Source organism: Pseudoxanthomonas sp. G3 (genome assembly GCF_057654715.1).
On sequence record NZ_CM172805.1, the window covers coordinates 1742246 to 1765131 of the forward strand.

General features: G+C 68.7%; 23 protein-coding genes. 9 read left to right on the forward strand and 14 right to left on the reverse strand.

Annotated features, from left to right (window positions below):
- Window positions 1–6: 6 nt before the first annotated feature.
- Complete coding sequence (locus AC23D6_RS08365) at window positions 7–807, reverse strand: helix-turn-helix domain-containing protein (protein WP_487752294.1); 801 nt, start codon at window positions 805–807, stop codon at window positions 7–9.
- Window positions 808–905: 98 nt separating this feature from the next.
- On the opposite strand from AC23D6_RS08365, the gene AC23D6_RS08370 reads away from it, so the two are divergent.
- Window positions 906–1736: an NAD-dependent epimerase/dehydratase family protein gene (locus tag AC23D6_RS08370; protein WP_487752295.1), complete on the forward strand. Its 831-nt coding sequence runs from the start codon at window positions 906–908 to the stop codon at window positions 1734–1736.
- Window positions 1737–1932: 196 nt separating this feature from the next.
- Window positions 1933–4074 carry a prolyl oligopeptidase family serine peptidase gene (locus AC23D6_RS08375; RefSeq protein ID WP_487752296.1) on the forward strand — a complete coding sequence of 714 codons (2142 nt, stop codon included), beginning with the start codon at window positions 1933–1935 and terminating at the stop codon, window positions 4072–4074.
- A 9-nt stretch (window positions 4075–4083) separates the two neighbouring features.
- Here the strand turns inward: AC23D6_RS08375 and AC23D6_RS08380 are convergent, their stop codons facing one another.
- Together AC23D6_RS08380 and AC23D6_RS08385 are read right to left on the reverse strand one after the other, a co-directional pair.
- A complete protein-coding gene (locus AC23D6_RS08380; protein WP_487752297.1) occupies window positions 4084–5055 on the reverse strand; it encodes a hypothetical protein in 972 nt (323 codons plus the stop codon).
- Between the two features lie 387 nt (window positions 5056–5442).
- A complete protein-coding gene (locus tag AC23D6_RS08385; protein ID WP_487752298.1) occupies window positions 5443–6246 on the reverse strand; it encodes a DUF2306 domain-containing protein in 804 nt (267 codons plus the stop codon).
- Window positions 6247–6426: 180 nt separating this feature from the next.
- On the opposite strand from AC23D6_RS08385, the gene AC23D6_RS08390 reads away from it, so the two are divergent.
- Entirely contained in the window at window positions 6427–7500 is a 1074-nt protein-coding gene (locus tag AC23D6_RS08390; RefSeq protein ID WP_487752299.1) for a helix-turn-helix domain-containing protein, read from the forward strand.
- 217 nt (window positions 7501–7717) lie between these two features.
- Window positions 7718–10012 (forward strand): putative bifunctional diguanylate cyclase/phosphodiesterase, encoded by a 2295-nt coding sequence (locus tag AC23D6_RS08395; RefSeq protein ID WP_487752300.1) that lies wholly within the window; start codon window positions 7718–7720, stop codon window positions 10010–10012.
- A gap of 9 nt (window positions 10013–10021) precedes the next feature.
- Here AC23D6_RS08395 and AC23D6_RS08400 read toward each other — a convergent pair whose 3' ends face one another.
- The 3 genes from AC23D6_RS08400 to AC23D6_RS08410 are packed head-to-tail and all read right to left on the reverse strand — an operon-like array spanning window position 10022 to window position 12768.
- Window positions 10022–10282, reverse strand: a complete 261-nt coding sequence (locus AC23D6_RS08400) for a hypothetical protein (protein WP_487752301.1) — start codon at window positions 10280–10282, stop codon at window positions 10022–10024.
- Entirely contained in the window at window positions 10279–11604 is a 1326-nt protein-coding gene (locus AC23D6_RS08405; protein ID WP_487752302.1) for a TFIIB-type zinc ribbon-containing protein, read from the reverse strand. The genes AC23D6_RS08400 and AC23D6_RS08405 overlap by 4 nt, the downstream gene beginning before the upstream one ends.
- 12 nt (window positions 11605–11616) lie before the next feature.
- A complete protein-coding gene (locus tag AC23D6_RS08410; protein WP_487752303.1) occupies window positions 11617–12768 on the reverse strand; it encodes an SPFH domain-containing protein in 1152 nt (383 codons plus the stop codon).
- A 140-nt stretch (window positions 12769–12908) separates the two neighbouring features.
- On the opposite strand from AC23D6_RS08410, the gene AC23D6_RS08415 reads away from it, so the two are divergent.
- Window positions 12909–13439 (forward strand): hypothetical protein, encoded by a 531-nt coding sequence (locus AC23D6_RS08415; protein ID WP_487752304.1) that lies wholly within the window; start codon window positions 12909–12911, stop codon window positions 13437–13439.
- Between the two features lie 12 nt (window positions 13440–13451).
- On the opposite strand, the gene AC23D6_RS08420 is transcribed toward AC23D6_RS08415, so the two are convergent.
- Window positions 13452–13931, reverse strand: a complete 480-nt coding sequence (locus AC23D6_RS08420) for a VOC family protein (protein ID WP_487752305.1) — start codon at window positions 13929–13931, stop codon at window positions 13452–13454.
- A 91-nt stretch (window positions 13932–14022) separates the two neighbouring features.
- A complete protein-coding gene (locus tag AC23D6_RS08425) occupies window positions 14023–14640 on the reverse strand; it encodes a dihydrofolate reductase family protein (RefSeq protein WP_487752306.1) in 618 nt (205 codons plus the stop codon).
- 182 nt (window positions 14641–14822) lie between these two features.
- Here AC23D6_RS08425 and AC23D6_RS08430 point away from each other — a divergent pair, with 182 nt between their 5' ends.
- From AC23D6_RS08430 to AC23D6_RS08440, 3 genes are all read left to right on the forward strand, one after another.
- Entirely contained in the window at window positions 14823–15839 is a 1017-nt protein-coding gene (locus tag AC23D6_RS08430; RefSeq protein ID WP_487752307.1) for a S66 peptidase family protein, read from the forward strand.
- A 92-nt stretch (window positions 15840–15931) separates the two neighbouring features.
- Window positions 15932–16348, forward strand: coding sequence for a DUF1801 domain-containing protein (locus AC23D6_RS08435; RefSeq protein WP_487752308.1), 417 nt, complete (start codon window positions 15932–15934; stop codon window positions 16346–16348).
- Window position 16349: 1 nt separating this feature from the next.
- Window positions 16350–16805, forward strand: a complete 456-nt coding sequence (locus AC23D6_RS08440) for a DUF1801 domain-containing protein (protein WP_487752309.1) — start codon at window positions 16350–16352, stop codon at window positions 16803–16805.
- A 16-nt stretch (window positions 16806–16821) separates the two neighbouring features.
- Here AC23D6_RS08440 and AC23D6_RS08445 read toward each other — a convergent pair whose 3' ends face one another.
- From AC23D6_RS08445 to AC23D6_RS08455, 3 genes are read right to left on the reverse strand one after another with little or no spacing between them, the layout of a single operon-like run.
- Complete coding sequence (locus AC23D6_RS08445) at window positions 16822–17142, reverse strand: DUF6122 family protein (RefSeq protein WP_487752310.1); 321 nt, start codon at window positions 17140–17142, stop codon at window positions 16822–16824.
- A gap of 4 nt (window positions 17143–17146) precedes the next feature.
- Window positions 17147–17617 (reverse strand): YaiI/YqxD family protein, encoded by a 471-nt coding sequence (locus AC23D6_RS08450; protein ID WP_487752311.1) that lies wholly within the window; start codon window positions 17615–17617, stop codon window positions 17147–17149.
- Window positions 17614–17766 (reverse strand): hypothetical protein, encoded by a 153-nt coding sequence (locus AC23D6_RS08455; RefSeq protein ID WP_487752312.1) that lies wholly within the window; start codon window positions 17764–17766, stop codon window positions 17614–17616. The genes AC23D6_RS08450 and AC23D6_RS08455 overlap by 4 nt, the downstream gene beginning before the upstream one ends.
- A gap of 176 nt (window positions 17767–17942) precedes the next feature.
- Between AC23D6_RS08455 and AC23D6_RS08460 the strand changes: the two genes are divergently transcribed.
- Entirely contained in the window at window positions 17943–19112 is a 1170-nt protein-coding gene (locus tag AC23D6_RS08460) for an alpha/beta hydrolase (RefSeq protein ID WP_487752313.1), read from the forward strand.
- Between the two features lie 21 nt (window positions 19113–19133).
- Here AC23D6_RS08460 and AC23D6_RS08465 read toward each other — a convergent pair whose 3' ends face one another.
- The 3 genes from AC23D6_RS08465 to mddA form a co-directional block, all read right to left on the reverse strand.
- A complete protein-coding gene (locus AC23D6_RS08465; RefSeq protein ID WP_487752314.1) occupies window positions 19134–20963 on the reverse strand; it encodes an extracellular catalytic domain type 1 short-chain-length polyhydroxyalkanoate depolymerase in 1830 nt (609 codons plus the stop codon).
- Window positions 20964–21092: 129 nt separating this feature from the next.
- Entirely contained in the window at window positions 21093–21935 is an 843-nt protein-coding gene (locus AC23D6_RS08470) for a class I SAM-dependent methyltransferase (RefSeq protein ID WP_487752315.1), read from the reverse strand.
- 92 nt (window positions 21936–22027) lie between these two features.
- On the reverse strand, window positions 22028–22825 hold the full coding sequence (gene mddA, locus AC23D6_RS08475) for a methanethiol S-methyltransferase (RefSeq protein ID WP_487752316.1): 798 nt from the start codon (window positions 22823–22825) through the stop codon (window positions 22028–22030).
- Window positions 22826–22886 lie beyond the last annotated feature (61 nt).

The following is a 22886-nucleotide window of genomic DNA, read 5'->3' on the forward strand; positions in this document are numbered from 1 at the left end:
CGACCGCTACGTGGGGCGGGCGCGGCCGGCCGCCCCGCCTTCGCCCCCGCGCAACTCCGCCAACAACGCGCGCGGCGTGCAGCCGGCCATCGCCTGGCACTCCGCGATCAGGTGCGCCTGGTCGTAATACCCCGCATCGGCCGCGATGGCCGACCAGTTCACCTCGCCACCGGCCTGCGCTGCTTGCAACGCGTGGCCGAAGCGCTTCACCCGCGCGTACGTTTTCGGGCCCAGACCCAACGCTTCCTGCAGCACGCGCCGCAGCTGGCGCTCGCTGACGCCCAATGCACGCGCCACCGCACCCACACTGGAAGCCTGCAAGCGCTCCAGCGCCGCATGCAGCAGCGCCGGCATCGCGCCGACCGCGCCCGTGCGCGTTACCCGTTCCGACACCGCCCGCTGAAGCAACGCGCCCGCCGCGGAGGCCTCCGGCGCCGTCGCCAGTTGCTCGCGCAATCGCTGCACGCGCGCGTGTCCCCACAGATCTTCCAGCGGCACCGGCGCGCCTTTCAGCTCCGCCGCGGACACGCCCAGTGCCGCCGCGTACAGGCCCGGCTGTAACCGCGCCAGCACCGCGCGTTGGCCGCCGCGGATGAACTTGCGGTGCACCTGCGTGCGCGGACCCATCGCATGCAGATCGACACCGCCCGGAAACGAGGGCCCGAAGCGCACCACCACCTGCGCCTCCACCTGCGGCATCGCCACCCGCTGGAAGTCCTCCACGAAATCCCGCGCCGTCATCGCCACGATCGGGCGCAGCGCACCCACGGCAGGCGTCACGGCGTCACGGGCAGGGAAGGCGGGCATGCCGGCATTGTGGTGGCCGCGTCCGCCGCGTCGCAACCCGCGCGGTCATGGCCGTTTTTTCCAATGCAGCCGGCCGTGCGCGGCCTATCGTGGCCCGCATGAACATACTGATCACCGGCGCCACCGGAAAAGTAGGCAGCAGACTCGCGAAGCGGCTGGTGCAGCACGGACACACCGTGCGCGCCCTGGTACGCGACCCCGCCCGTGCGACCGACCTGTCGGACCACGGCATCACCCTGATCCCCGGCGACCTGATGCAGCCGCACTCCCTGACCGCGGCCGTTCGCGGCGTGGAGGCGGTGGTGCATTGCGCCGCCTTCTTCCGCGGCGCCACCCCGGAAGAAGCGCACGCGGTGAACCACCAGGGCACCCAGCACCTGGCGCATGCCGCACGCGCGGCGGGCGTGGGGCGCTTCGTCTTCACCAGCACCGGCCTGGTCTACGGCCCCAACGGCGGCGTGCCCGCGCACGAAGACGACGGCTGCGCGCCGATCGACGCCTACCCGCAGAGCAAGCTCGCGGCCGAGCGCCTGCTGCTGGCCATCGACGGCCTGGACGTGCGCATCCTGCGCCTGCCGTTCGTCTACGGCGACGGCGACCCGCACATCCAGGACGTGGTGCCGTTCATGCGCAGCTTCCCGCCTGCGCAACGCATGTCGCTGGGCCATCACGCGGACGTGGCGCAGGCCGTGATCCGCCTGCTCGACGCGCCATCGCCGGCATACCGGATCTACAACGTGACGGACGATGAAGCGCCCGACCTGGCCACGCTGTTCGCATCCGTCGGCGAACCCTCGCCCGACGGCACCGAGCCCGAACGCGCGAAAGCCTTCGCCGCCGTCATGGACGGCCACCGCCTGCGCGAGAACCTGGGTTTCCAGCCGTTGTACCCGCGGCTGGCGGATGCGGTGAGGGCGGGGCAGGTGTGAACCTGGCCCTGCACGGCCGACGCCCGCGTAGTGACGGCCGTCAACCGGCGGTCCGCATGGCAACGAGCAGGGCGAAGACGTTGCGCTTGCGCTGAAGGTGGGCGGCCCTGCGCCGCGGTGTCCGGTTCCGGCCGGTGGGGCCGTGCATACTCACAATGCCCGCCGGGGAACGCGGGCCCCACCGGAGAGACACCGAATGCCGACCGCCCGAGTCGTCCGCCCCCTGCTGCTCGGGGCCTTGCTGCTCCCGTTCGCTGCCGCCCTGGCGCAAGCGCCCGTCGCCAAGGTCCAGCCCGTCACCGACGACTACTACGGCGCCCGGGTCACCGACCCGTACCGCTGGATGGAAAGCGGTAAGGACCCGGACTGGATGCCATGGCTGCAGGCGCAGGCCCAACACACCCACCGCGTCTTTGCCGCCATGCCCGGCCGGGCCTCGCTGCTGGCCGACGTGGCCGCCCGCTCCGGCGAACTGACCACCGTGGGTCAGGCCGAACAGGCCGGCGGACGCGTCTTCCACGAGATCCGCGCCGCCGGCGAGCAGGACACCAAGCTGATGGTGCGCGAGGCCGACGGCCGCACCCGCGTGCTGCTCGACCCGACCACGCTCAAGAGCGCCGACGGCGACCAGGTGATCGACCGCTGGGCCGCCTCGCCGACCGGCCGCCACGTGCTGGTCGCCCTGTCCAAGCGCGGCACCGAGCATTCCACGCTGCGCGTGCTGGATGTGGAGAAGGGCGGCTTCCTGCCCGTCGCCATTCCACACGCCTGGATGATGAGCTGGACCCGCAATGGCGAGGCCTTCAGCTACCTCAAGTTCGTCGGTGAACCCGGCACGCCCACCTACTTCGTCGGCAACGAAGCGCGCCTGCATCGCCTGGAGGGCAACGCGCAGGACGTGCTGCTGGCCCAGCGCGGGCAGGGTGGTATTCGCGCAAAGGCCGAGCAGTTCGTGCCGGTGGCCTTCGATCCCGACAGCCGCACGGCGCTGGCCTTCGTGCGCGATGGCCGCAACGAGATCGCGATCTACCGCGCCGATGCCGACACCGCGATGACCGGTCAGGCGACGTGGACGCCGGTGGCCGGCTTCGAGGACGTGGTGGTGGATTCCAGTCTCGATGGCGACCGCCTGTATCTCGTATCGAAGAAACACGCCTCCGGTGGGCAGGTCCTGCAGACCTCGGCAAGCGCGCCCGACCTGAAGACCGCGCGCGTGGTCGCGCTGCCGGGCACCCCCGTGATCGAATCGATCCTGGCCGTGCAGGGCGGGCTGCTGGTGCGCACTATCGACGGGCCGGCTTCCGGCCTGTGGCGCGTCGGCGAGGACGGCAAGGCCGAGAAGCTGGCCCTGCCGTTTGACGGCCAGGTCACCTCGTTGCAGGGTTGGGCCGTATCGCCGCAGGTGCTGGTCGCGATGACGGGCTGGTTCACGCCGTCGACGATTTATCGCCTCGACTTGCGCGACGGCCAGTTGAAGGACCTGGCCCTGGTGCCGCCGCTTCCGTTCGATACCGCCGGTTACGAGGCGCGCCGCAGCGAGGCTGCCGTGCGCGACGGCACACGCGTGCCGTACACGCTGGTGATGAAGCGTGGCGCCACGCTGGATGCCGATACGCCCGTGTTGCTGGAAGCCTACGGCTCCTATGGCTATGCGGCGCTGCCGCGCTTCAACGCGCGCATCCTCGCGTTCCTCGACCGCGGTGGCGTGTACGCGCTGGCGAACGTGCGCGGCGGCGGGGAGTTCGGCCGCGACTGGCACTACGCCGGCAAGGCGGCCACCAAGGCCAACACCTGGCGCGACGCCATCGACGTGGCCGAGCAGCTGATGCGCAAGAAGGTGGGCTCGTCGAAGACGATGACGCTGATCGGCACGTCCGCCGGCGGCGTGATGCTGGGCGGCGCGATCAACGAGCGCCCGGATCTGTTCGCCGGCGCCATCGCCAATGTCGGCTTCATGAATCCGGTGCGCTACGTGTCCGAGCAGAACTACGCCGACATCGAGGAATGGGGCGGGCCGATCACCGATGCGGCCTCGTTCAAGACCATGTTCGACCTGGATCCGTACCAGCACATCCGGGCGGGTACCAAGTATCCGCCCACGCTGGTCGTGTCCGGCCTCAATGATCCGCGCGCGGCCACCTTCCACAGCGCCAAGTACGCCGCGCGCCTGGCCGCCGCGCAGGACGGGAAGGTGCCCGTGCTGCTGCGGCTGGATTTCGGTGCCGGCCATGGCATGGGATCGAGCCGCAGCCAGCTGGACGAAGTGTGGACGGACATCTACGCCTTCACCCTGGCGCAGGCGGGGCGCACGGATTTCAGGACGGCACCAGCGAAGTGACGCAGCGCCTCACCCGTTGAGCGGTTCGAAATCGCCATCGCGGCCCGGACGATTGGGGTCCGGCGGTGGGGGCGGCGCGCTGACCGGGCAGATGCGGACCAGCAGGTTCGAGTCGGTCAGCGTGAAGTCGTGCACCTTGAACGGCGGCGAGCGGCCCTGGTTGAATTCGGTCAGCGCCGCGTTGAGGCCTGCCTGTACCTGATCGCGTAGCTGTCGCGCAATGGCCGGGCCGATGAAGCCATCAAAGAAGCCATCGCAGGCCGCTTCCAGCGCCTTCGCCACGGCCGAGGAACACCCGCCCGAAAGGATGGCCGACGCGGTGCCGAACGACACGTTGGTCCGCGCGAACCCGTAGCGCGCGGCGACCCGTCCATCCACCGGGAACACCTCGAAGCCCAGCGTCATGTCGATGTCGGCATCGAACCAGTTCGGCACGTCCGCGGTCAGCGGGATGTCGACGACGAAACTGTTGATGCCGAAATCCACCCCGATTTCGCTGTCACGCAACGTCACTTGGCCCGACGAAGGGAACGCGCGGCGCACTTCGGTGCGGATCAGGTCGCGGATCACGTCGATGCGCTGCGGAATCTCGAAGCAGCTGCCGAAATCGATGCCCAGTGTCACCTGGCCCATCATCCGCACCGCCAGCGGCGTGCGCAGCGACAGCGTGTAGGTGGTCTCGTTGTACGGCCGCGCGGGCCGCGTGCCCTGCGCCGGCACGATCTGCTCGCCTTCACCGAACAGCACCGCCTCCACGTGCACGCCGGGCAGGAAGGTGGTGGGCATCGTCACGTCCCACGCCAGCGTCGACCAGCCCCACGGCGTGCGTGGATTGGGCGAGGCCGCGAAGTTGACCAGCACCGCTTCGTTGAGCAACTGGATGTGCCGGAAGCGTTCCGGATCGATGGGCGGTGGTAGCACCTCGCCGTCGATGGCGGGATTGCCGAGGGTGTTGCCGGGAAAACGGGGACGGTCGGCCATGATGCGACTCCTTCGGCGACATGCCGTGCATCCGGTCCAACGCCGCCCCTGGGAGGCGACGGCCTACCGTACGTCGTACCTGCATCGCGTTCACGCCCGCATACCCCACACCGACCGGGGCGATATGCTTTTCCTTCTCCCTGCTTGCGGGGAGAAGGTGCCCAGAGGGCGGATGAGGGGCAGGCGCGGGGTGGCGTAGTGCGCGGCGTACCCGTAGACCGCGGACGAGGATGCGCTAGAACAAAGTGCGCGGCGAAGGCGTCACGTGAGCGGACGGAAAAGCGCCCCTCATCCGCCCGGCACCTTCTCCCCGTCGCACGGGGAGAAGGAGACAGGCGGCGTAACAGCGCCAGCAGGGACAAAAGGGCCGCCAGCGCTCCGCTCGGCTTACAACACCGGCCACCACATGAAGACCATCGCGGCCACGCTGCCGGCCAGGGTGAGCAGGGCCAGCAGCGCCAACAGGCCGCCCATCGCGACCTTCACCGCCGCATGCGGCGAGCGCTCGGCGGCGAAGTACAGCGCCAGCACCGCCAACGGCACCAGCCAGCTGCCGAAGCTGACCAGGAGGAAGGGCGCGCCGGTGTAATCGATCGTGATGCCCAGCGGCGTCAGCACCAGCCCGGCCAGCATGATGCCGATGCGCAGGAACCACACCCCATTCACCAGCAGGTACGCGCGCAGCGCATGCCGCCGGTGCGCCGCGAAGTCCTTGCGCCGCGCACTGCGCCAGGCCAGCAGCGCGAAGACCACGATCAACAGCCCGTTCAACGAGATCGACAGATTGCTGGCCGGCCCCAGCTGCGAGCCGCGCACCCACACCAGATAGAAGCCGGTCAGCGTGACCACCAGGGCCACCGACAGGAACACCCGCCCGTTCCACCGGTGCAGCGGCGGCCACCGACGCCGCAGCGCCGGCACCAGCTGCCAGGCCCCGGCGAAGGTCACCAGCCCGGCCAGCAGCGCGTGGCCGACGAACTGCAGGTTGCCCACGACATCGCCCGGCACATAGCCGGTGACATGCGGCTTGGCGTTGAGTGGCGATAGATCGCCGCCCAGCACTGGCCCACCGAAGAACAGCACGATGAACGCCACGAAGGCCCATTGCCCGAACGTGGCGGCGACGAACCAGGCGGTGGCGCCCAGCGAGAGCACTCGGGATGGGGCGGGGAGGGAAGGCGGTACGGGCATGGCAACGGCTCCGGGGAAGGGAGCCGCACGATGGGGAGCGCCGGCCGCGGCCGTCTTGCCGATTCGGAATTCGGCCAGCTGGATCGTGCATGTGGATTCGGCGCGGCGCCCATGACCGATGGCGCTTGGCGCCGGACACCGGCCGACGCACTCTGTGGCGGACCCCACGAGGACACCGCCATGCCGACCTGGCCGACCATCACCACGGGCGTTGCCGTCACGGTGGCGGTGGTGTCGCTGCTGATGCTGCTGTGGCAGCGGCCCAAGCGCGATGCCGAGGTGATCTTCGCCGTGGTCAGCGGCTCGATGGCGCTTTCGTTGATGTCGCCGTGGATGGACGGCGCGCCCACCTGGATGCGTTGGGCGGTGGCGATCGGCGGCAGCGCCACGTGCAACGGCTTCTGGCTGGTGTCGCGGGCGCTGTTTCGCGGCGACGGCGGCGTGGGCCGCGTGCATGTACTGGTCGCGGCCGGCGTCGCCCTGCTGATCGCCGCCTACCGCGGCGCCACCCTCGGTACGCACGGGGCGGTATCGCCCTGGGCGTCCGGGCTGGACAGCCTGCTGACGCTGGCCAGTTCCACCTTGCTGGTGCTGACGTTCCTGGAAGCGCTGCGCGGGGGCTGGACCACGCTGCCGCGGGGCGAACGCCGATTGCGGTCGGCCTTCATGCTGCTGTTCGCCGCCTGTGTGCTGACCACCACGCTGATGGGCGCGCTGGCCAGCCCCTGGCCATGGCTGGCGCAGGTGCGCGGCGGGGTGATCCCGCTGTGCGCGATGGCGATGATCCTGTTCACCCACGGTGCGTTGTGGCACCGCCGCCGCGTGCCGTGGCCGCCGGCCGAAGCGCCACAGCCCGTGCGCATCCCGGCCGGTCCGCAGGGTGCGGAAGAGATTCGCCTGGTGCGCGCATTGCGTCATCAGCTGGAGGTACTGCAGGTCTATCGCGAGCCGGAGCTGAAGGTGATCGACCTGGCGCATCGCATCGGCACCGCCGAACACAAACTGAGCCGGTTGATCACCCAGGCGTTGGGCGAGAAGAACTTCAACCAGATGCTCAACCGCCATCGCATCGCCTACGCCTGCAGCCGCCTGGCGGATGCAGGTGACGATGCCACCATCCTCGACATCAGCGGCGACGCCGGCTTCGCTTCGCTGGGCCCGTTCAACCGCGCGTTCAAGACCGCGATGGGCTGCACGCCGACGGCGTATCGCGCGGCGCATCGCGCGACGGCACGTGCGTTGGAACTGTCGTAAACGGTGCGCCGCACGTAGTGCGCATAGCGCGCGTATCGCGCCTCCATTTCGCCTCACATTTCCCGCTGCAATCGTGACTTGAAATACCCCGGGTCTGCGTGGAATCGCATGCTAGATTCCGCGCCGGACATGGTCGTTTCAAGGATTGAGGCATGGCCCCGCAGCACTCGGTCGCAACGACGGCCGTTACGCACATGCGCGCACACGGAACACGTTCGTGTTGATCCCGCGCAGCCTCGAACGCTGGTTGCAGGCACGCCGACGTGCGTGGCTTCCGCTCGCGTCCACCACGCTCGGAGAAGTGTGGTGGATGCTCATGGTGTTCGCGATCGCCGTCGGGCTGCTCGGCTTTCCGTGGTATGGCCGCTTGTTGATGTGGTGCGGCACGGTGGGCCTGGTCATCGGTGCGGCGGAGGTGCATGGACGGCGCTGGGGGCCGTGGTGGGCGCTGGCGCTGGCGCACGCGTTGTTCGTCGCGGGTGCGTTCGTGCAGGCCGTTACCGATGAGGCTGGCACGTCAGCGGCCGGACTGACCGCAGCCGATCTGTTCTACACGCTCGCGACACTGGTGTTCGCGTGGGCGCTGCTCGGCTTCATCCGCGACCGCCACGCGGGCGCCATTCCCTGGCGGGGCGCGCTGGATGGCGCGGTGATCCTGCTGTGCGCCGGCTTGGTGGGCTGGTGGTTGTTCGTCCAGCCCACGCTGGACCAGGCGCCGGCGTTCCCGTCGCCGGAACGTTTCCGCATGCTGTATCCGGCGGCCGACCTCGCGCTGCTGGCGTTGGCGGCTTGGCTGGCCAGTGCGCCGGAGACGCGCTCGCCGTCGCTCACGCTGCTGGTACTGGGGCTGGTGTTCTGGACGGCGGGCGATGCGCTGTACCACGCGATGAGTTTCGGCGTGGAGACGCCAGTGCAGCCGCTGTTGCTGATGTGGCTCTTCTCCTATGTCAGCTGGGGAGCGGCCGCGTTGCATCCCTCTCGACACCGCCTGTTGGCCGTCCGCGACGCCGCGCGCGTGCACGGCACGGCGGGCCGGCTCTGGCTGGTGGCGCTGGCGTTGCTGGCCACGCCGGTCAGCCTGCTGGCGCCGTCGCGCCCGGACGCAGTTACCGCGACGATCGCCGCGGTGCTGGTGACCGGGGTTGCCGCGCTGCTGCTGTGGTGGCGCCTGCGGGGCCTGCGTGCATGGGAAGACCGCCAGCGCGATGCGCTGACGCTGGTCGCGGAGACCGATCCGGTGACCGGTTTGCCGAATCGGCGCCGTTTGCAGGAGATGATCGCCGCCGCGCTGGACAGTGGCGTACCGGTGGGTGTGCTGGTGATCGACGTCGATCGCTTCGGGGCGGTGAACGAAGCGTACGGACACCGCGTCGGCGATGCGGTGCTGCACGAACTGGCGGTGCGCTGGCGAGTGGCACTGCCGGCGCGCGATGCCATCGCCCACCTCGGCGGGGATGCGTTCTGCGTGGTGATGCGCGCGGTGGATGGGGAGGCGCAGGCGCTGGCCGCGGCGCAGCGTCTGCAGGACGCGCTGGATACGCCGATCCCGATCGATGGCACGTCGTTGAACGTTTCAGCCAGTATGGGCCTGGCCGTCGGGCCGCAGGACGGGCGCGATCCGTGGGGGCTGGTACAGCACGCCACGCTGGCGATGCGGCAGGCGCAGCAGCAGGCGGGCGGGGTGGTGCGGTTCACCGCCGACCATCGTCGGGAGGATCCGCGCACGCTGCTGGTGCTGAACGATCTGCGCGATGCGCTGGCCGAAGGACAGCTGACGTTGCAGTACCAGCCGAAGGTCCGCTTGCGCGACATGCGGGTGATCGGCGTGGAGGCGTTGCTGCGCTGGCAGCATCCGGTGAATGGCCTGGTGCCGCCGGGCGAGTTCATCCCGCTGGTCGAGCACACCGCGTTGATGCCGGAACTGACCCGCCATGTGCTGCGCATGGCGTTGGAGCAGTGCGCCCTATGGCAGCGCAGCGGCATGGGGCTGACGGTCGCGGTGAACCTGTCGATGTGCAGCCTGCTGGACGCAGCGCTGCCGGTCGACGTGGGCATGCAGCTGGCGCAGTCGAAGGTCGCGCCACGGCAGCTCGCGCTGGAGATCACCGAATCTGCGGCGATGTCCGACCCCGGCCGGAGTCTGGATACGCTGCGCGCGCTATCGGCCAGCGGCATTCACTTGTCGATCGACGACTACGGCACCGGCCACAGTTCGCTGGCCTACCTGCAGGACATGCCGGTGGAAGAACTGAAGCTGGACAAGAGCTTCATCGGCAAGCTGGTGCGCCACGAGGCCAGCGCCGCCATCGTCGGCTCGACGATCCGCCTGGCGCGCAAGCTGGGCATGCACGTGGTGGCCGAAGGGGTGGAAGACGCCGGTACCGCCGCGGCGCTGCGCAGGATGCATTGCTTCGCCGCGCAGGGCTACTGGTTCTCCCCGCCCGTGGATGCGACCGTGCTGCCGGACGTGATCGCCGAGATCGAGCGGCGCCCCGCGCTCCAGCTGTCGTAGGCGGGGTCGCTAACCGCTGTCGCCGCGCACGCGCTCCACGCGCTGGCGGTAGGCGCTGACGTTATCGCCGTCGATGCCGCTGCGCTGGGTGCCGCGGATCTCGTCGATCTTGCGGTCCGAGCCGGTGACCGGCTGGGCCACGACGTCGGTCTCGCGCTCGAAGGCGTGCGACTTGTCGGTGTTGCGGTAGTAGCGGTACAGCGCCCAGTACAGCGCGCTGGCGCCCGCGGGACCCAGTGCCAGCAGCCATAGACCGTTGTCGTCGCTCATGCGCCCGCCCAGATGATCGCGAGGGCGATGCCCTCCAGGAATGTACCTACCGTCAGCGCGGCCAGCAGCAACTTCCAGTGCTGCACGGGCACGCTACCCATCGTCTCGCCGGTGCGGCCGTTGACGGCGATGTAGTGCAGCATGCCGCCGTTCTTGCCGGGCTGGTGGTACGAGTACAGCCACACCGGCAGGTACATCGACACCCAGCGGGTGCCGTGCACGTCCAGGCGTTCCTGTTCCCAGCGCACGCCGCGGTCGTAGCGGTTCACCGAATCCTCGATCTGCGCGCGGGCGATGGACAGCAGCTGGTCTTCCAGCCGGGGCCGCAGCTGCTCCACATCGGTGTCGCGCTTTTCCGACGTGAAGCCGGACAGGTAGGAGGCGTTCCACTTCACCGCGTTCTTGGTGTCGAACGGCAGGATGGTGTTGATGATGTTCTGCGTGTTGACGGCGGTGTTGAGGTTGCCGCGCTCGCGCGAGGACTCCAGCGGCAGGTCGTCCACGGTGAAGTCCACCTGGCGCTCGACCTGGTAAAGGTCGGCGTCGTAGTAGGTCTTCTTGTTCTTCTCGGTGCCGCGGGTGTAGCGGCGGATAAGGATCTCGCCCTTGCCCGACACCTCGGCGCTCGCGTTGCCGTCCACGATCATGTAGGGCAGGTAGACGCCGACGACGTTCTCGGGCGTGAACTGTTCCTTGAATTCCTTCAGCGCGAACATCCGCCGTTTGTCGACGAACTGGCGGATGCGCGCGACCGCATCGTCCTTCCTGATATGGAAGGGCAGTACCGCGTCGGGCACGGCGCCGTTGGCGATCTGCTCGTTCACCCCGAACACGTGGCGGCACCAGTGGCAGCGCGCCGTCATCGCGTTCTCGGTGTTGACGGTCACCTCCGCGCCGCAGCCGGTGCACTTGAAGGTCATCAGCAGCGCGGCGTCGACGTCGATGTTGCGCGCGCCGGAGGCGATGACGGTGCCGCGCAGGTCGGCGTGGCCGGTGCCGAAGCCGAACGCTTCCTCCACGCGGGCGCCGTCCCACTCGTGACGGCAGTACAGGCAGACCAGCAGGTCGCTGCCGATCTTGTGGCGGATGTCGGTGGCGCCGCATTTCGGGCAGTGGTTCTGCCCGTCGCGCAGTTCGGCCGAGGCGGTGTCGATGGCGACCGGGTCGGGCGCCTGCAACTCGTCGCGGATGGCGTCGGGCAGGGTGGCGGGATCGACCGGGAAGGTGCCGGGCAGCGGGGGCACCTCCTGCGGCGAGCCGGGGCCCAACGCAGGAGGGACCGGCGGCAACGGCGGTGGCGCCGGACGGTTCGGGGTGGACATGCGCGCTTCCGCTTACAAGCCCAGCGCCTTCGCCTTCAGCGCGTCGTAGTCGGCCTGGGTGATCAGGCCCAGGTCGAGCATCTGCTTTGCCTTCTGCAGTTTGGCCACCGGATCCTCGGCCGCGGGTGCGGCGGGGGTGGCCGGCTGCTGCAGCGCGCCCAGACCGCCGACCATGCCCGAGGCCATGCCCACGCCGACCAGGCCGGCAGCCCCGCCGGTTTCGCCCGCGGACTGGATACCCTGGGCCACGCTGGCCTGCAGGTTGGAATTCCCGCGCGAACCGGACAGCGCATCGGCGCGCTGCACGGTCTTCAGCAGTTCGCGCGTGTTGGCGTCGTATTCGATGGAGACGATGGCGGTCTTGACGATGGCCAGGCCGCGGTCCGAACTCCAGTGGTAGCCCTGTTCCACCGCCGCCGACAGGCTCTGCGCGAAGCCCAGCGAATCCTGCTGGATCTTGGTGATGCGGTTGCCCTTGGACGGATCGTTCGTATACAGGCTGAAGGCCGGCGCGAGCGAGCCGACGACTTCGTTGAACAGCTGGCCGGCGGCGGCGTTGTCCAGATCGGTGAAGTCGAAGACCTTGCCCGGCTGCAGGTAGGCGGCCGGCACGAAGTTCTTCACGAACAGGATCGGGTCGACGATCTTCAGCGTGTACGAGCCGCGCGTGATCGCGCCGACCTGGGTGTTGAGGAAACCGTCGTCCCAGTAGATCTCCGACTGGGTACCGAAGCGGTTCTCCGGCAGTTCCTTCAGCGAGACGAAGAACGCCGCCTGCTGCGAGCCCGGCTGGCCGCCGAACTTGAAGCGCTCCCAGCTCTGGGTGATGAAGGTGGAGACGATGCCGTCACCGGCGAAGATCGACTTGGAATTGATGTCGTCCGAGCGCCATTCGTAGCCGCCCGGCTCGGCGACGAACGCGGTGATCGCGCCGTCCTGCATCAGCAACAGGCCGTAGCCTTCGGGCACGATGATCTTCGAGCCGTTGGTGATGATGTTGGAGGAGCCGCGGGTGTTGGAACCACGGCCGGCATTGGTGCCCTGCGGGACCGCGGCAAACAGCGCGGCCGTCGCCGGCAGGCCTGCCGGCACGGTGTAGAAGTCCTTCCACTGGTCGCCCAGCACGCCGCCGACCGCACCCACCACTGCCTGTACAAGACCCATGACATCGCTCCGTGATTCTGAGGCGGGAAGGGCCCCGCCATGCCGGCCCGAGTATACAGAGCGATACGCAGGCTTCATGGCGCAGAGGTCATGCCGCGGGCCGTCATCCCGCGGTCGCGTTTTCTGGCTACCATCGGCGCGTGTCCACCGACGACATCACCGTGCTCCCCGACGACGACCTGCCGCTGGTCCGGCGCGAGTTCCCATGGCCGATCCGCGTGGGTTGCGTGCTTGCGGGCGCCTTCGCCGTCGGCGTCACGCTGTGGGAACTGGGTCGCGGCCTGTGGCCGCTGAATGTCGCCACGCCGTTCTTCGCCGTCATCGTGGGCGGTGCATGCTACGTCGGCGTGCAGTTCATCCGCGCCGGGTTGTCCGGTTGGGGCGACACCTGGACGTACTCGGCCCACACCATCGTCGTCCAACGCCGTGCCTGGGGCCGCTCGACGAGCACCCGCCTGAGCGCGACGAACGTGGCGGCCGTCGAGGTGCGCCGCCACGAGGACAGCGACCATGACGATGCGCCGTGGCAGGTCGTCATCATCCCCCGGCCGACGTTCTCCGGCCTGGCTGCCTTCGCCGGCCCCGGCGGCGTGTTCGACGCCGGTTCCTATGGATCGAGCGATTACGCCGACCGCGTGCGCCGCGCCCTGCACGACCACCTCGGGCTCTGAGCGTCGTGCGCCTCAGCCGCGGATCGCGGCTTCGATCCGGGCGATGTCGATCTTGCGCATCTCCATCATCGCGGCGAACGCACGCTTGGCCACGGCTTTATCCGGGCTCGTGAACGCGTCAGTGAGCACGCGCGGGGTGATCTGCCAGTTCAGGCCCCACTTGTCCTTGCACCAGCCGCAGGCGCTTTCCTGGCCGCCGTTGCCGACGATGGCATTCCACAGGCGGTCGGTTTCCTCCTGGTCGTCGGTCGCGATCTGGAACGAGAACGCCTCACTGTGCTTGAACGCATCGCCGCCGTTCAGGCCGATGCACGGAATGCCGTACACGGTGAATTCCACCGTCAGCACGTCGCCCTCCTTGCCGGACGGATAGTCGCCTGGGGCACGGTGCACGGCGGTCACCTGACTGTCGGGGAAGGTCTTCGCGTAGAAGTTGGCGGCCTCTTCGGCGTCGTGGTTGTACCAGAGGCAGATGGTGTTCTTCGGGGTCATGGTGGTCTCCAGGAAAGGACGTGGCAGGGGAGAGGGCCGATCATCCCGGCCCGATGGGAAAGCGGGGTGAATGCGATGGTGTCGCGCTGTTTCAGTCTTCGGCGAACGAGCCGGTGCGCACCTCGCCTTCGCGCAGGTAGCGGGAAATGACGATGCCGGTCGTGGTGCTGCGAGAGCTCGCCAGCCGGAACGCGGCGGCCCGCGTGGTGTCGTCGAACACGCGCTTGCCGCGGCCCAGCAGCACCGGATAGACCAGCAGCCGCAACTCGTCGACCACATCGCTGGCCAGCAGCTGGTGCAGCAATTCGCTGCTGCCCTGGGTGACCAGATCCGGGCCGTCCTGCTGCTTGAGCGTGCGCAGCGCGCCGACCACGTCCTCGCCGAGTGCATGGCTGTGCGTCCACGCCAGCGTGTCCGGGTGATGCGTGGCCACGTGCTTGGTCGCGGCGTTGAACGCATCGGCGATCCCGCCGTGCGGCGCGTCGCTGGGCACCTGCGGCCAGTAGCCGGCAAAGATGTCGTAGGTGCGGCGCCCCAGGACCAGCGCGAAAGGGCGCGCGAACAGCCCGTCCATCGCTTCGTCCTCGCTAGCATAGGGCCAGGCCCAGCCACCGTGGGCGAAGCCGCCGCTGCGGTCTTCGTCGGGCCCGCCGGGGGCCTGGATGACGCCGTCGAGACTGACCATGACGGCCACGATGAGCTTGCGCATGTCGGTGTGTCCTCGCGGACCGGAATGTCCGCCTTTGCCCTGCGACGAGCGGGCGCGGCGGGAATCGACAACCAGTGACGTCCGTCGTTCAGGCCGATGCGCCGGGCTTGTTAAGCTGGGCCCGACTTCCCTCGACAGGCGGTGACATGCACAGCAGGCGGAATTTCCTCGGAACGGCGGCATTGGCAGCTTCGGCCCTGATGCTGCCGCTGGCGGGCAACGCGCACGCGTTCGCCGCCGCACCGCGCAAGCGCCTGCTGCCGCCGGCGCTGAATCCCGGCGACACCGTCGGCCTGGTCAGCCCCTCGGCCGCCACCGACGAACCGCTGGACCTGCAACTGGCGCAGGAAGCGATGGAAGCCTTGGGCCTGAAGGTGAAGGTAGGCCCGCACCTCGGCGCGCGTCGCGGCCACCTGGCCGGCACGGACGCCGAACGCGCCGGCGACCTCAACGCGATGTTCGCCGACCGCGAGGTCAAGGCGATCATCTGCGCACGTGGCGGTTCCGGTGCCGCGCGCGTGCTGCCACTGCTGGATTACGCGACGATCCGCCGCAACCCGAAGATCCTGCTCGGCTATTCGGACATCACTGCGCTGCACAACGCGCTGCTATCGCAGGCCGCGCTGGTGAGTTTCCATGGGCCCATCGGCTCCGGCAGCTGGAACGCCTTCAACGCCGACCAGTTCCGCCGGGTGTTCTTCCAGCGCGAGCAGATGGACTACCGCAACAGCGCCGACAAGGGCGACGAACTGGTCCAGCGACGCAACCGCACGGTCACCATTACCGGTGGCAAGGCGCAGGGCGAACTGGTGGGCGGCAACCTTTCCGTGCTGGTGGCGCTGGCCGGCTCGCCGTACCTGCCGGATTTCCGCGGCAAGATCCTGTTCCTCGAAGACGTGTCGGAAGCGCCGTACCGCATCGACCGCATGCTCAGCACGCTGCGCTTGATGGGCGCGCTGGACCAGGTAGCGGGCGTGATCTTCGGCGAGTGCACCGACTGCGACCCGGGCAACGGCTACGGCTCGCTGACCCTGCCGCAGATCTTCGACGACTACTTCAAGCCGCTGAAGGTACCGGCTTACCGCGGCGCGATGATCGGCCACATCCGCCAGCAGTTCATCGTGCCGGTGGGCGGCAAAGTGGAGATGGATGCGGATGCCGGGACGTTCCGGATGCTGGAGCCGGTGTTCCAGTCGTAAGCGCAGGATTTCGCACGCCGTGAACGCACGGCATTCGATCCTCAACCTGCTACCGTGGCCGCCCGGCCGCCATCACCCGCAAGGAGCACCGCATGAGCCCGACCCCGAAGGACACCGGCGACGCATCGCGGCGCATCGACGCGCGCATCGATGAATTGCGCGACTGGCGCGGGGACGTGCTGTCGCGCGTGCGGGCGCTGATCCACCAGGCCGATCCGGCGGTGGTAGAGGACGTGAAGTGGGTCAAGCCGACCAATCCGCATGGCGTGCCGACGTGGTCGCACGACGGCCTGGTCTGCACGGGCGAGGTCTACAAGGCCTACGTGAAGCTGACCTTCGCCCATGGCGCTGAGATCGAGGACCCCGATGAGCTGTTCAACGCCAGCCTGGACGGCGGCACGCGCCGGGCGATCGACCTGCGCGAGCGCGATGTGCTGGACGGCGCGGCCTTCAAGGCGCTGTTCCTGCGTGCAGTGAAGTTCAACGCGGCGAAGAAGGCTAAGGCCTGAGATGGCCGCGCGGAAGGTCGCCGCGAAGAAGGCCTCTGCGAAGAAAGGGGCGACGCCGCGCCTGCTGTCCGGCGGCAATCCGCAGATCCCGAAAGGCGAGGGCGATGCGCCGGTGCGCGCCTACCTTGCCGCCGTGCCCGGGTGGAAGCAGGCGGTCGCCAAGCACCTTGATGCGCTGGTCGGCAAGACCGTGCCTGGCGCTCGCAAGGCGGTGAAGTGGAACTCGCCCTTCTATGGCGCACCGGATGCCGAAGGCTGGTTCCTCTCGTTCCACTGCTTCGAGCGCTACCTGAAGGTGACCTTCTTCCGCGGCCAGTCGCTGCACCCGGTACCGCCCGAAGCGTCCAAGGTGGCCGGCGTGCGCTACGTACACCTGCGCGAAGAAGGCAACGTCGACGACGCACAACTGGCTGACTGGATCGCACAGGCGAGCCGCTTGCCGGGCGAGAAGATGTAGGCGCGCCGACGCCGGGTTACATCATCAGGCAGTCGATGCCATCCAACGCCACGTGGATCAGCAGGCCGATGCCGAACCACCTGGTCTTCTTCGGCACAGTCAGGCCCGCATAGACGGCGATGGCCGGCCAGGTGTGCAGGGGATGGAAGCCGATGCTGCAGCGGCCGGGTGCGTAGATCGGGTCGGCCAGCAGGTGGTCCAGGTCGATCACCCACGCAGCCAGCATCCACAGCGCTGCGCGTTTCCACGGCTGTGGCCAGAACATGCGGGCTACCACCAGCGGCACGATGACATGCAGCAGCAAGTGGAAGATGGGGCGGAACTCAAGGTCTGACATCGTCTCAGCGTCGCGTGGCCAGCCAGCGGTCGAGCTGGTTGGCGAAGGCCTGACGGTCGCGGGCATTGAAGGCGGCCGGGCCGCCGGTCTGCACGCCGGCGCCGCGCAGCTCGTCCATGAAGTTCCGCATCGACAGGCGTTCGGCGATGTTGTCGGGCGTGAAGCGATCGCCGCGCGGATTGATCGCCTGGGCGCCGTTGGCCAGCACGCGCGCCGCCAGCGGGATGTCCTGGGTCACCACCAGATCGCCGGCCTTCGCGCGCTCGACGATCGCATCGTCGGCCACGTCGTAGCCCCCCTGTACCTGCAACGCGCGGATGAAGCGCGAGGGCGGGGTGCGTAACCACTGATTGGCAACGAGGGTGACCTGCACCTGTGCACGTTCAGCGGCGCGGAACAGGATCTCCTTCACCGGACCCGGGCAGGCGTCGGCGTCTACCCAGACCTGCGGGGCCGGGGTCGCATCCTCATTCATTCCGCGGCGTCGGCCGGTGCGTCCTCGGGCGCGGTATCGGCCTGGGCGGCATCGCGCTCGGCCCGCTTCTTGGCGTCCTTCTCTTCTTTTTTCTTCTTTTTGGCCAGCTCGCGCTGGCGTTTCTCGAACGAGTAGTTGGGGGTCGGCATGGCAGCGGCATCCTGAGATCAAGGGGCCGCCGGCGGGCGGTCCGTACCTGCACACGATAGCCCGCATGCGCTGTGGCTGGCGAATGCGGGCACGCCAGGGCCGGTCATTGCTATACCATCCGAGCGTCGGCTTCCCGGGGACGAGGGGGCCAGGACGTACTTCCACGGGGTGAATAATGCGGCGGATCCTCTGCCTGGTGCTGGTGGCCCTGGTGCTGGCCGGCTGTTCGAAACGCGTCATCCACGAGCCGCCGCCGCCGCCGCCGGAGCAGACGTCGGTGCCGCCACCGCCTCCGCCGCCACCGCCTCCGCCACCGCCGCGTGATGTCCCGCCGCCGAAAGCCGATTTCGTCAACGTCGACGTGTTCTATGCAACCAATCGCACGCCCGTGGCTGCGTTCGCTTCGCTACCGCCCGGCGACCGCTTCACCGCCACGTCGGCCCGACAGCTGACCTACGGCACGGCGCGCATCAGCATCCCGAAGGTCCACGTCGCCGGCGAACTGGAATCCCCGCGCTGGTACCTGCTGGAGTTCAAGGAAGACCCCAAGCAGCACGTCATCCTGCAAGATGTCGCGCGGCTGGATAAATCACCGTTCTTCGCGCGCCTGTACGACCGCGTGGGCGCCTCGCGCGGCCGCAATGCCTTCGTTTTCGTGCACGGGTACAACGTCAGTTTCCGAGATGCGGCCCGGCGTACCGCCCAGCTCGCGTACGACCTGCGCTTCGACGGCGCACCGGTGTTCTACAGCTGGCCTTCGCAGGCGGCGCTGGCCGGCTATTTCACCGACGAGCAGACCATCGCGCGCTCGGTGCCGATGATCGAAAGCTTCCTGGCCGACATGGCCGACCGCTCCGGCGCGCAGAATCTCTACATCATCGGCCACAGCATGGGGACGCGCGGGCTGACCCAGGCGATCCGCAACCTGGTGACGAAGCGCCCCGACCTGCGTGGTCGCTTCCGCGGCATCATCCTGGCGGCGCCCGACATCGATGCGAAGGTGTTCCGCAACGACCTGGCGCCCGTCCTGAAACAGGCCAGCGGGCGCGTCACCCTGTACGCCTCGTCGGAGGACCTCGCGCTGAAAGCCTCCAAGCAGGTCAATCGTGGACCGCGCGCCGGCGACACCAGCGAAGGCGTGGTGCTGGTCTCCGGCGTGGACACCATCGACGTGTCCGGCGTGGACCAGAGCGTGCTGGCGCACTCCTACTTCATGGAGTCGGACAAGGTGATGGGCGACATCCGCGAGATGTTCCGCGCCAACCAGCCCGCCGCGCAGCGCAAGCCGCTGCAGTCGGTGAAGCTGGGGGCCGGCATGTTCTGGAAGATCCTGCCGCCGCCATGACGCGGCGGCAGGTCGCACGGGTCACGGCAGCGTGTAGGTGACCGAGAGCTTGGCGGTCGCGCCGCGGTCGATCCACAGATAGTGGGTCGCCGTGGGGTTGGCGGCGAAGCGCAACTTCAGTTGCGTGCGCCCGGTGCGGTTGATTGCCGCGCGCCCGGCGGTGTCGAACACGGTGCTGGTCTGGTTGCCGCCGCTGAAGGCCGGCACCTGCGCGCTGCCAGTGGTGGTCGTGGCAGCGGCCCAGTCCGCCGCTTCGATGGTGCATGCGCCGAGGCAGCCACTGCGGACGTCGACGACCAGGGTGTTGCCAGCAGGATTGCTCCACGGATCGCCACTCGCGCTGCGATACGCTACCGTCAGCGTGGCCGAGGTGACCAACGCGTTGTCCGGCAGCGACGACGTATCGAAGGACAGTACCGCGCGATTGTGGTTGCCATCGGTGCCGCGCCCGATCGCCAGGCCGTAGTAGGCCTCCAGCGTGCCCACCGCGGGACTGCCGCCGGTGGCGCTGGCCTTCACGTAGCCGTCGTTGGCGTCTTCGTTGTTGAACACGACCGTGACCGGCGAGCCGCCACTGCCGCCGCCGCTGACGGTGACGTTCACCGCGGCGGACGTGCCGGTATTGCCGGCAAGGTCGAGCGCGCGCGCCTGCAAGACGTGTGCGCCGTTGCTGGTGCCGCTGCTGTTCCAGGCCAGGCTGTAGGGCGCGCTGGCGTCGCTGCCGAGCAGGGCACCGTCCAGCAGGAAGTCCACGCGCGCCACGCCGATATCGTCGCTGGCCGCGGCCGACAGCGTCACCGTGCCGCTGACGGTGGCGCCGTTGGCGGGCGAGGTCAGGGCGACAGTCGGCGGCACACCGTCGAGGTTGTCCAGGCCGAAGAAGCGGGCGATGTGGTAGCTGGAGCAGATGTTCACATCGAGGATGTAAGCGCCCGCGGTGCCGCACTGCGTTTCACCGGTACCCGGATCCACCGGCGTACCGTGGCCCATGCCGGTGATGACATAGGTTTCCACCTTGGCGTTGCCGGCCGCGTCCTTGTAGACCTTGTGCGGATAGCCGCTGACCGTGTCGGTGGCGTCGGCCACGGTATCGATGCCGTGCACGTCGGCCCACTGGTCCAGGCTCTCGGTGAGGTTGGCCGGGCGCACGGTGTAGTCGGCATCGCCATGCCAGATCGACACGAGGGGCCAGGGCCCGGTCCAGCTGCTGGCCGCGCGCACCTTCGCGCCCCATTGCGCGGGCGTGAGGTCGCTGCCGGGATTCATGCAGCTGAAGGCCGCGGTCTGGGTGGTCGCGCAGCGGTAGGGCAGGCCCGCCACGATGGCGCCGCCCGCGAAGACGTCGGGGTAGGTGGCCAGCATCACCGAGGTCATTGCGCCGCCCGCAGACAGACCGGTGACGTAGACGCGGGCGGGATTGATCGCATGGTCGACGATCATGCGATCAACCATCTGCTTGATCGACAGCGGTTCGCCCTGGCCACGCGTGGTGTCGGCGGTCTCGAACCAGTTGAAGCAACGGCTGCTGTTGTTGCCGGTCTGTTGCTCGGGCAGCAGCAGGGCGAAGCTGAAGCGGTTGGCCAGCAGCTCCCAGCCCGTCTCGGCATCGTAGTTGGACGCCGACTGCGCGCAGCCATGCAAGGCCACGACCAGGGGCGCATCCGCCGGCAGGCCGGTGGGAACGTATTTGTGCATGCGCAGGTTGCCAGGATTGCTGCCGAAGCCGGTGACTTCGGTCAGCGCCAGCGCGTGGCCGCTGGTCAGCATCAGGAACAGCGAGGAGAGCACCAAGCCCGCGCGGCGGAAACGGGCGCGCGGGAGGGAACGACACAGCAGCGCAGCGATCGACATCGACGGCACCTCCGGTGTGAAGTGCCGGCAGTGGGCCACAGGCCCTGCCGCGGGGGCATTGGCCAAAGGGGAAAGCTGCAACGCACCATCGCGCAAGCGTGATGCAGGCCGCGCATTGGGCCGCGCCGCTCAACGGCGCTGGGCGACCACGCCGTCCAGCGCCCGCTGCGCCTTGAAGCCGGCCTTTTCCAGGCGCTTGACGACTTCGCCGGGCACGTCGCGCCCGCTGGTGAGCTTGTTCGGCGTGCCGGTGTAATGGAACAGCTTGCCGCCGCGGCGCAGTACCCGCGCCAGTTGGTCGTAAAACACCTGCGCGTAGAGCTCGCCCGCGATGCCGAAGCGTGGCGGGTCGTGCAGAACCGCATCGGACGAGGCATCGGCCACCTGCGCAATGGCCTGTGAGATGTCCGCATGGACCAGCCCAAGGCGGCCACCATGCTCCGGCGCGTCAGGATCGGGCGACCACGGGTTGAGCGTGCGCAGCCACAGCACGTCTTCGTTCTTTTCGAACGATTGGATGCGCGCGGCGCCGGCGGCCAGACAGCAGGCGGCGAAATAGCCCAGCCCGCCGCAGGTGTCCAGCACGGCCTTGCCGCGCGGTTCGACCAGGGCAACCTTGCGCTGCGCATCGTCCAGTGGCGACGCCTTCGAGGTCGGCAGCATCTTGATGCCGTCGATCTCGAACGTGGGCACGCCCCACTCGGTAGGCACGAGCTTGATCAGCGAGCCGGCATAGCGCGAGATCGGCGCGAAGTCCTCGCCATCCCAGTAGTACAGCGTGCGGTCCTTCAGACCGTCCGGATACGGATAGGCGACGTCGCGCCAGCGCCAGGACTCGATGCCCAGTTCGATCTCCGCCTGCGTGCGCCCGAGGTCCAGCGACCCTGTCCACGTGCCGTCCCTACGATCGCGCGCCGTGTGCAGCGCTTTCGCGATATCGCGGGTGAGGAGGGGGCCGGTGTAGTGGGGCATGCGGGAGACGCTCGAACGGTGCAGCCCCTAGTCTGAGGCCTGATCTGAGCTTGGCAACCCGCTACCGGGCGGTCCTTCCGGTTTCGCGATGTTCAGCGCGCAGGACGGCCACGCGCGAGACCCGGCGAACGCTCGGCGGGATTCTCGTAACGGGAAGGCCGCACCCGTCCCGGCAGCAGCATCGGCACCTCGCGCTGGTAGCGGCGGTAGGCCTCGCCGTGCTGGGCGATCAGGTCGCGCTCTTCGAAGCACTTCACGGCCACGATGATGTAGGCGGTGGTCACCGCCGCGAACAGCAGGTGGCCGGCGGTCATCGTCGGGGCGGCCCAGAAGGCGATCAGGAAGCCGAGCATCAGCGGGTGGCGCACGATGCGATAGAGCGCGCGCACGACGAAGGGTGTCTCCGGTGCGGGCGCGCGCTTGCGGGCAAGGTCCCAGACCTGGCGCAGGCCGAACAGTTCGAAATGGCTGATCAGGAAGGTGCTGGCGAGCACCAGCAACCAGCCCAGCGCGGAAATCGCGTACACGACACCCTGCGCGGGCCCGCCGTCGACCTCCCACACGATCGACGGCAACGGGCGCCACTGCCAGAACAGCAGGGCCAGGGCGAGGCTAGAGGCCAGTACGTAGGTGCTGCGCTCGATGGGCACGGACACGAAGCGGGTCCACCAGCGTTTGAAGGCCGGGCGCGCCATCACGCTGTGCTGCAAGGCGAAGAGCGTCATCAACGCCAGGTCGATGGCGAGCGCGAGGAGGGTCGGCGTCGCGGCGCCGTTGTCGATGTGCTTGGGCACGCCCGCGCCGGTGACGAAGGCGACGGCGTACAGGAAGGTGGCGAGGAACACCACGTAACACGCGGTGCCATACAGCAGGGCAAGCAGGCGGGACATCGGGATCTCCGGGGGAAGACAGTGCGCGCAGTTTGGGCAGCGGCCGCGGGCGTCACCATGG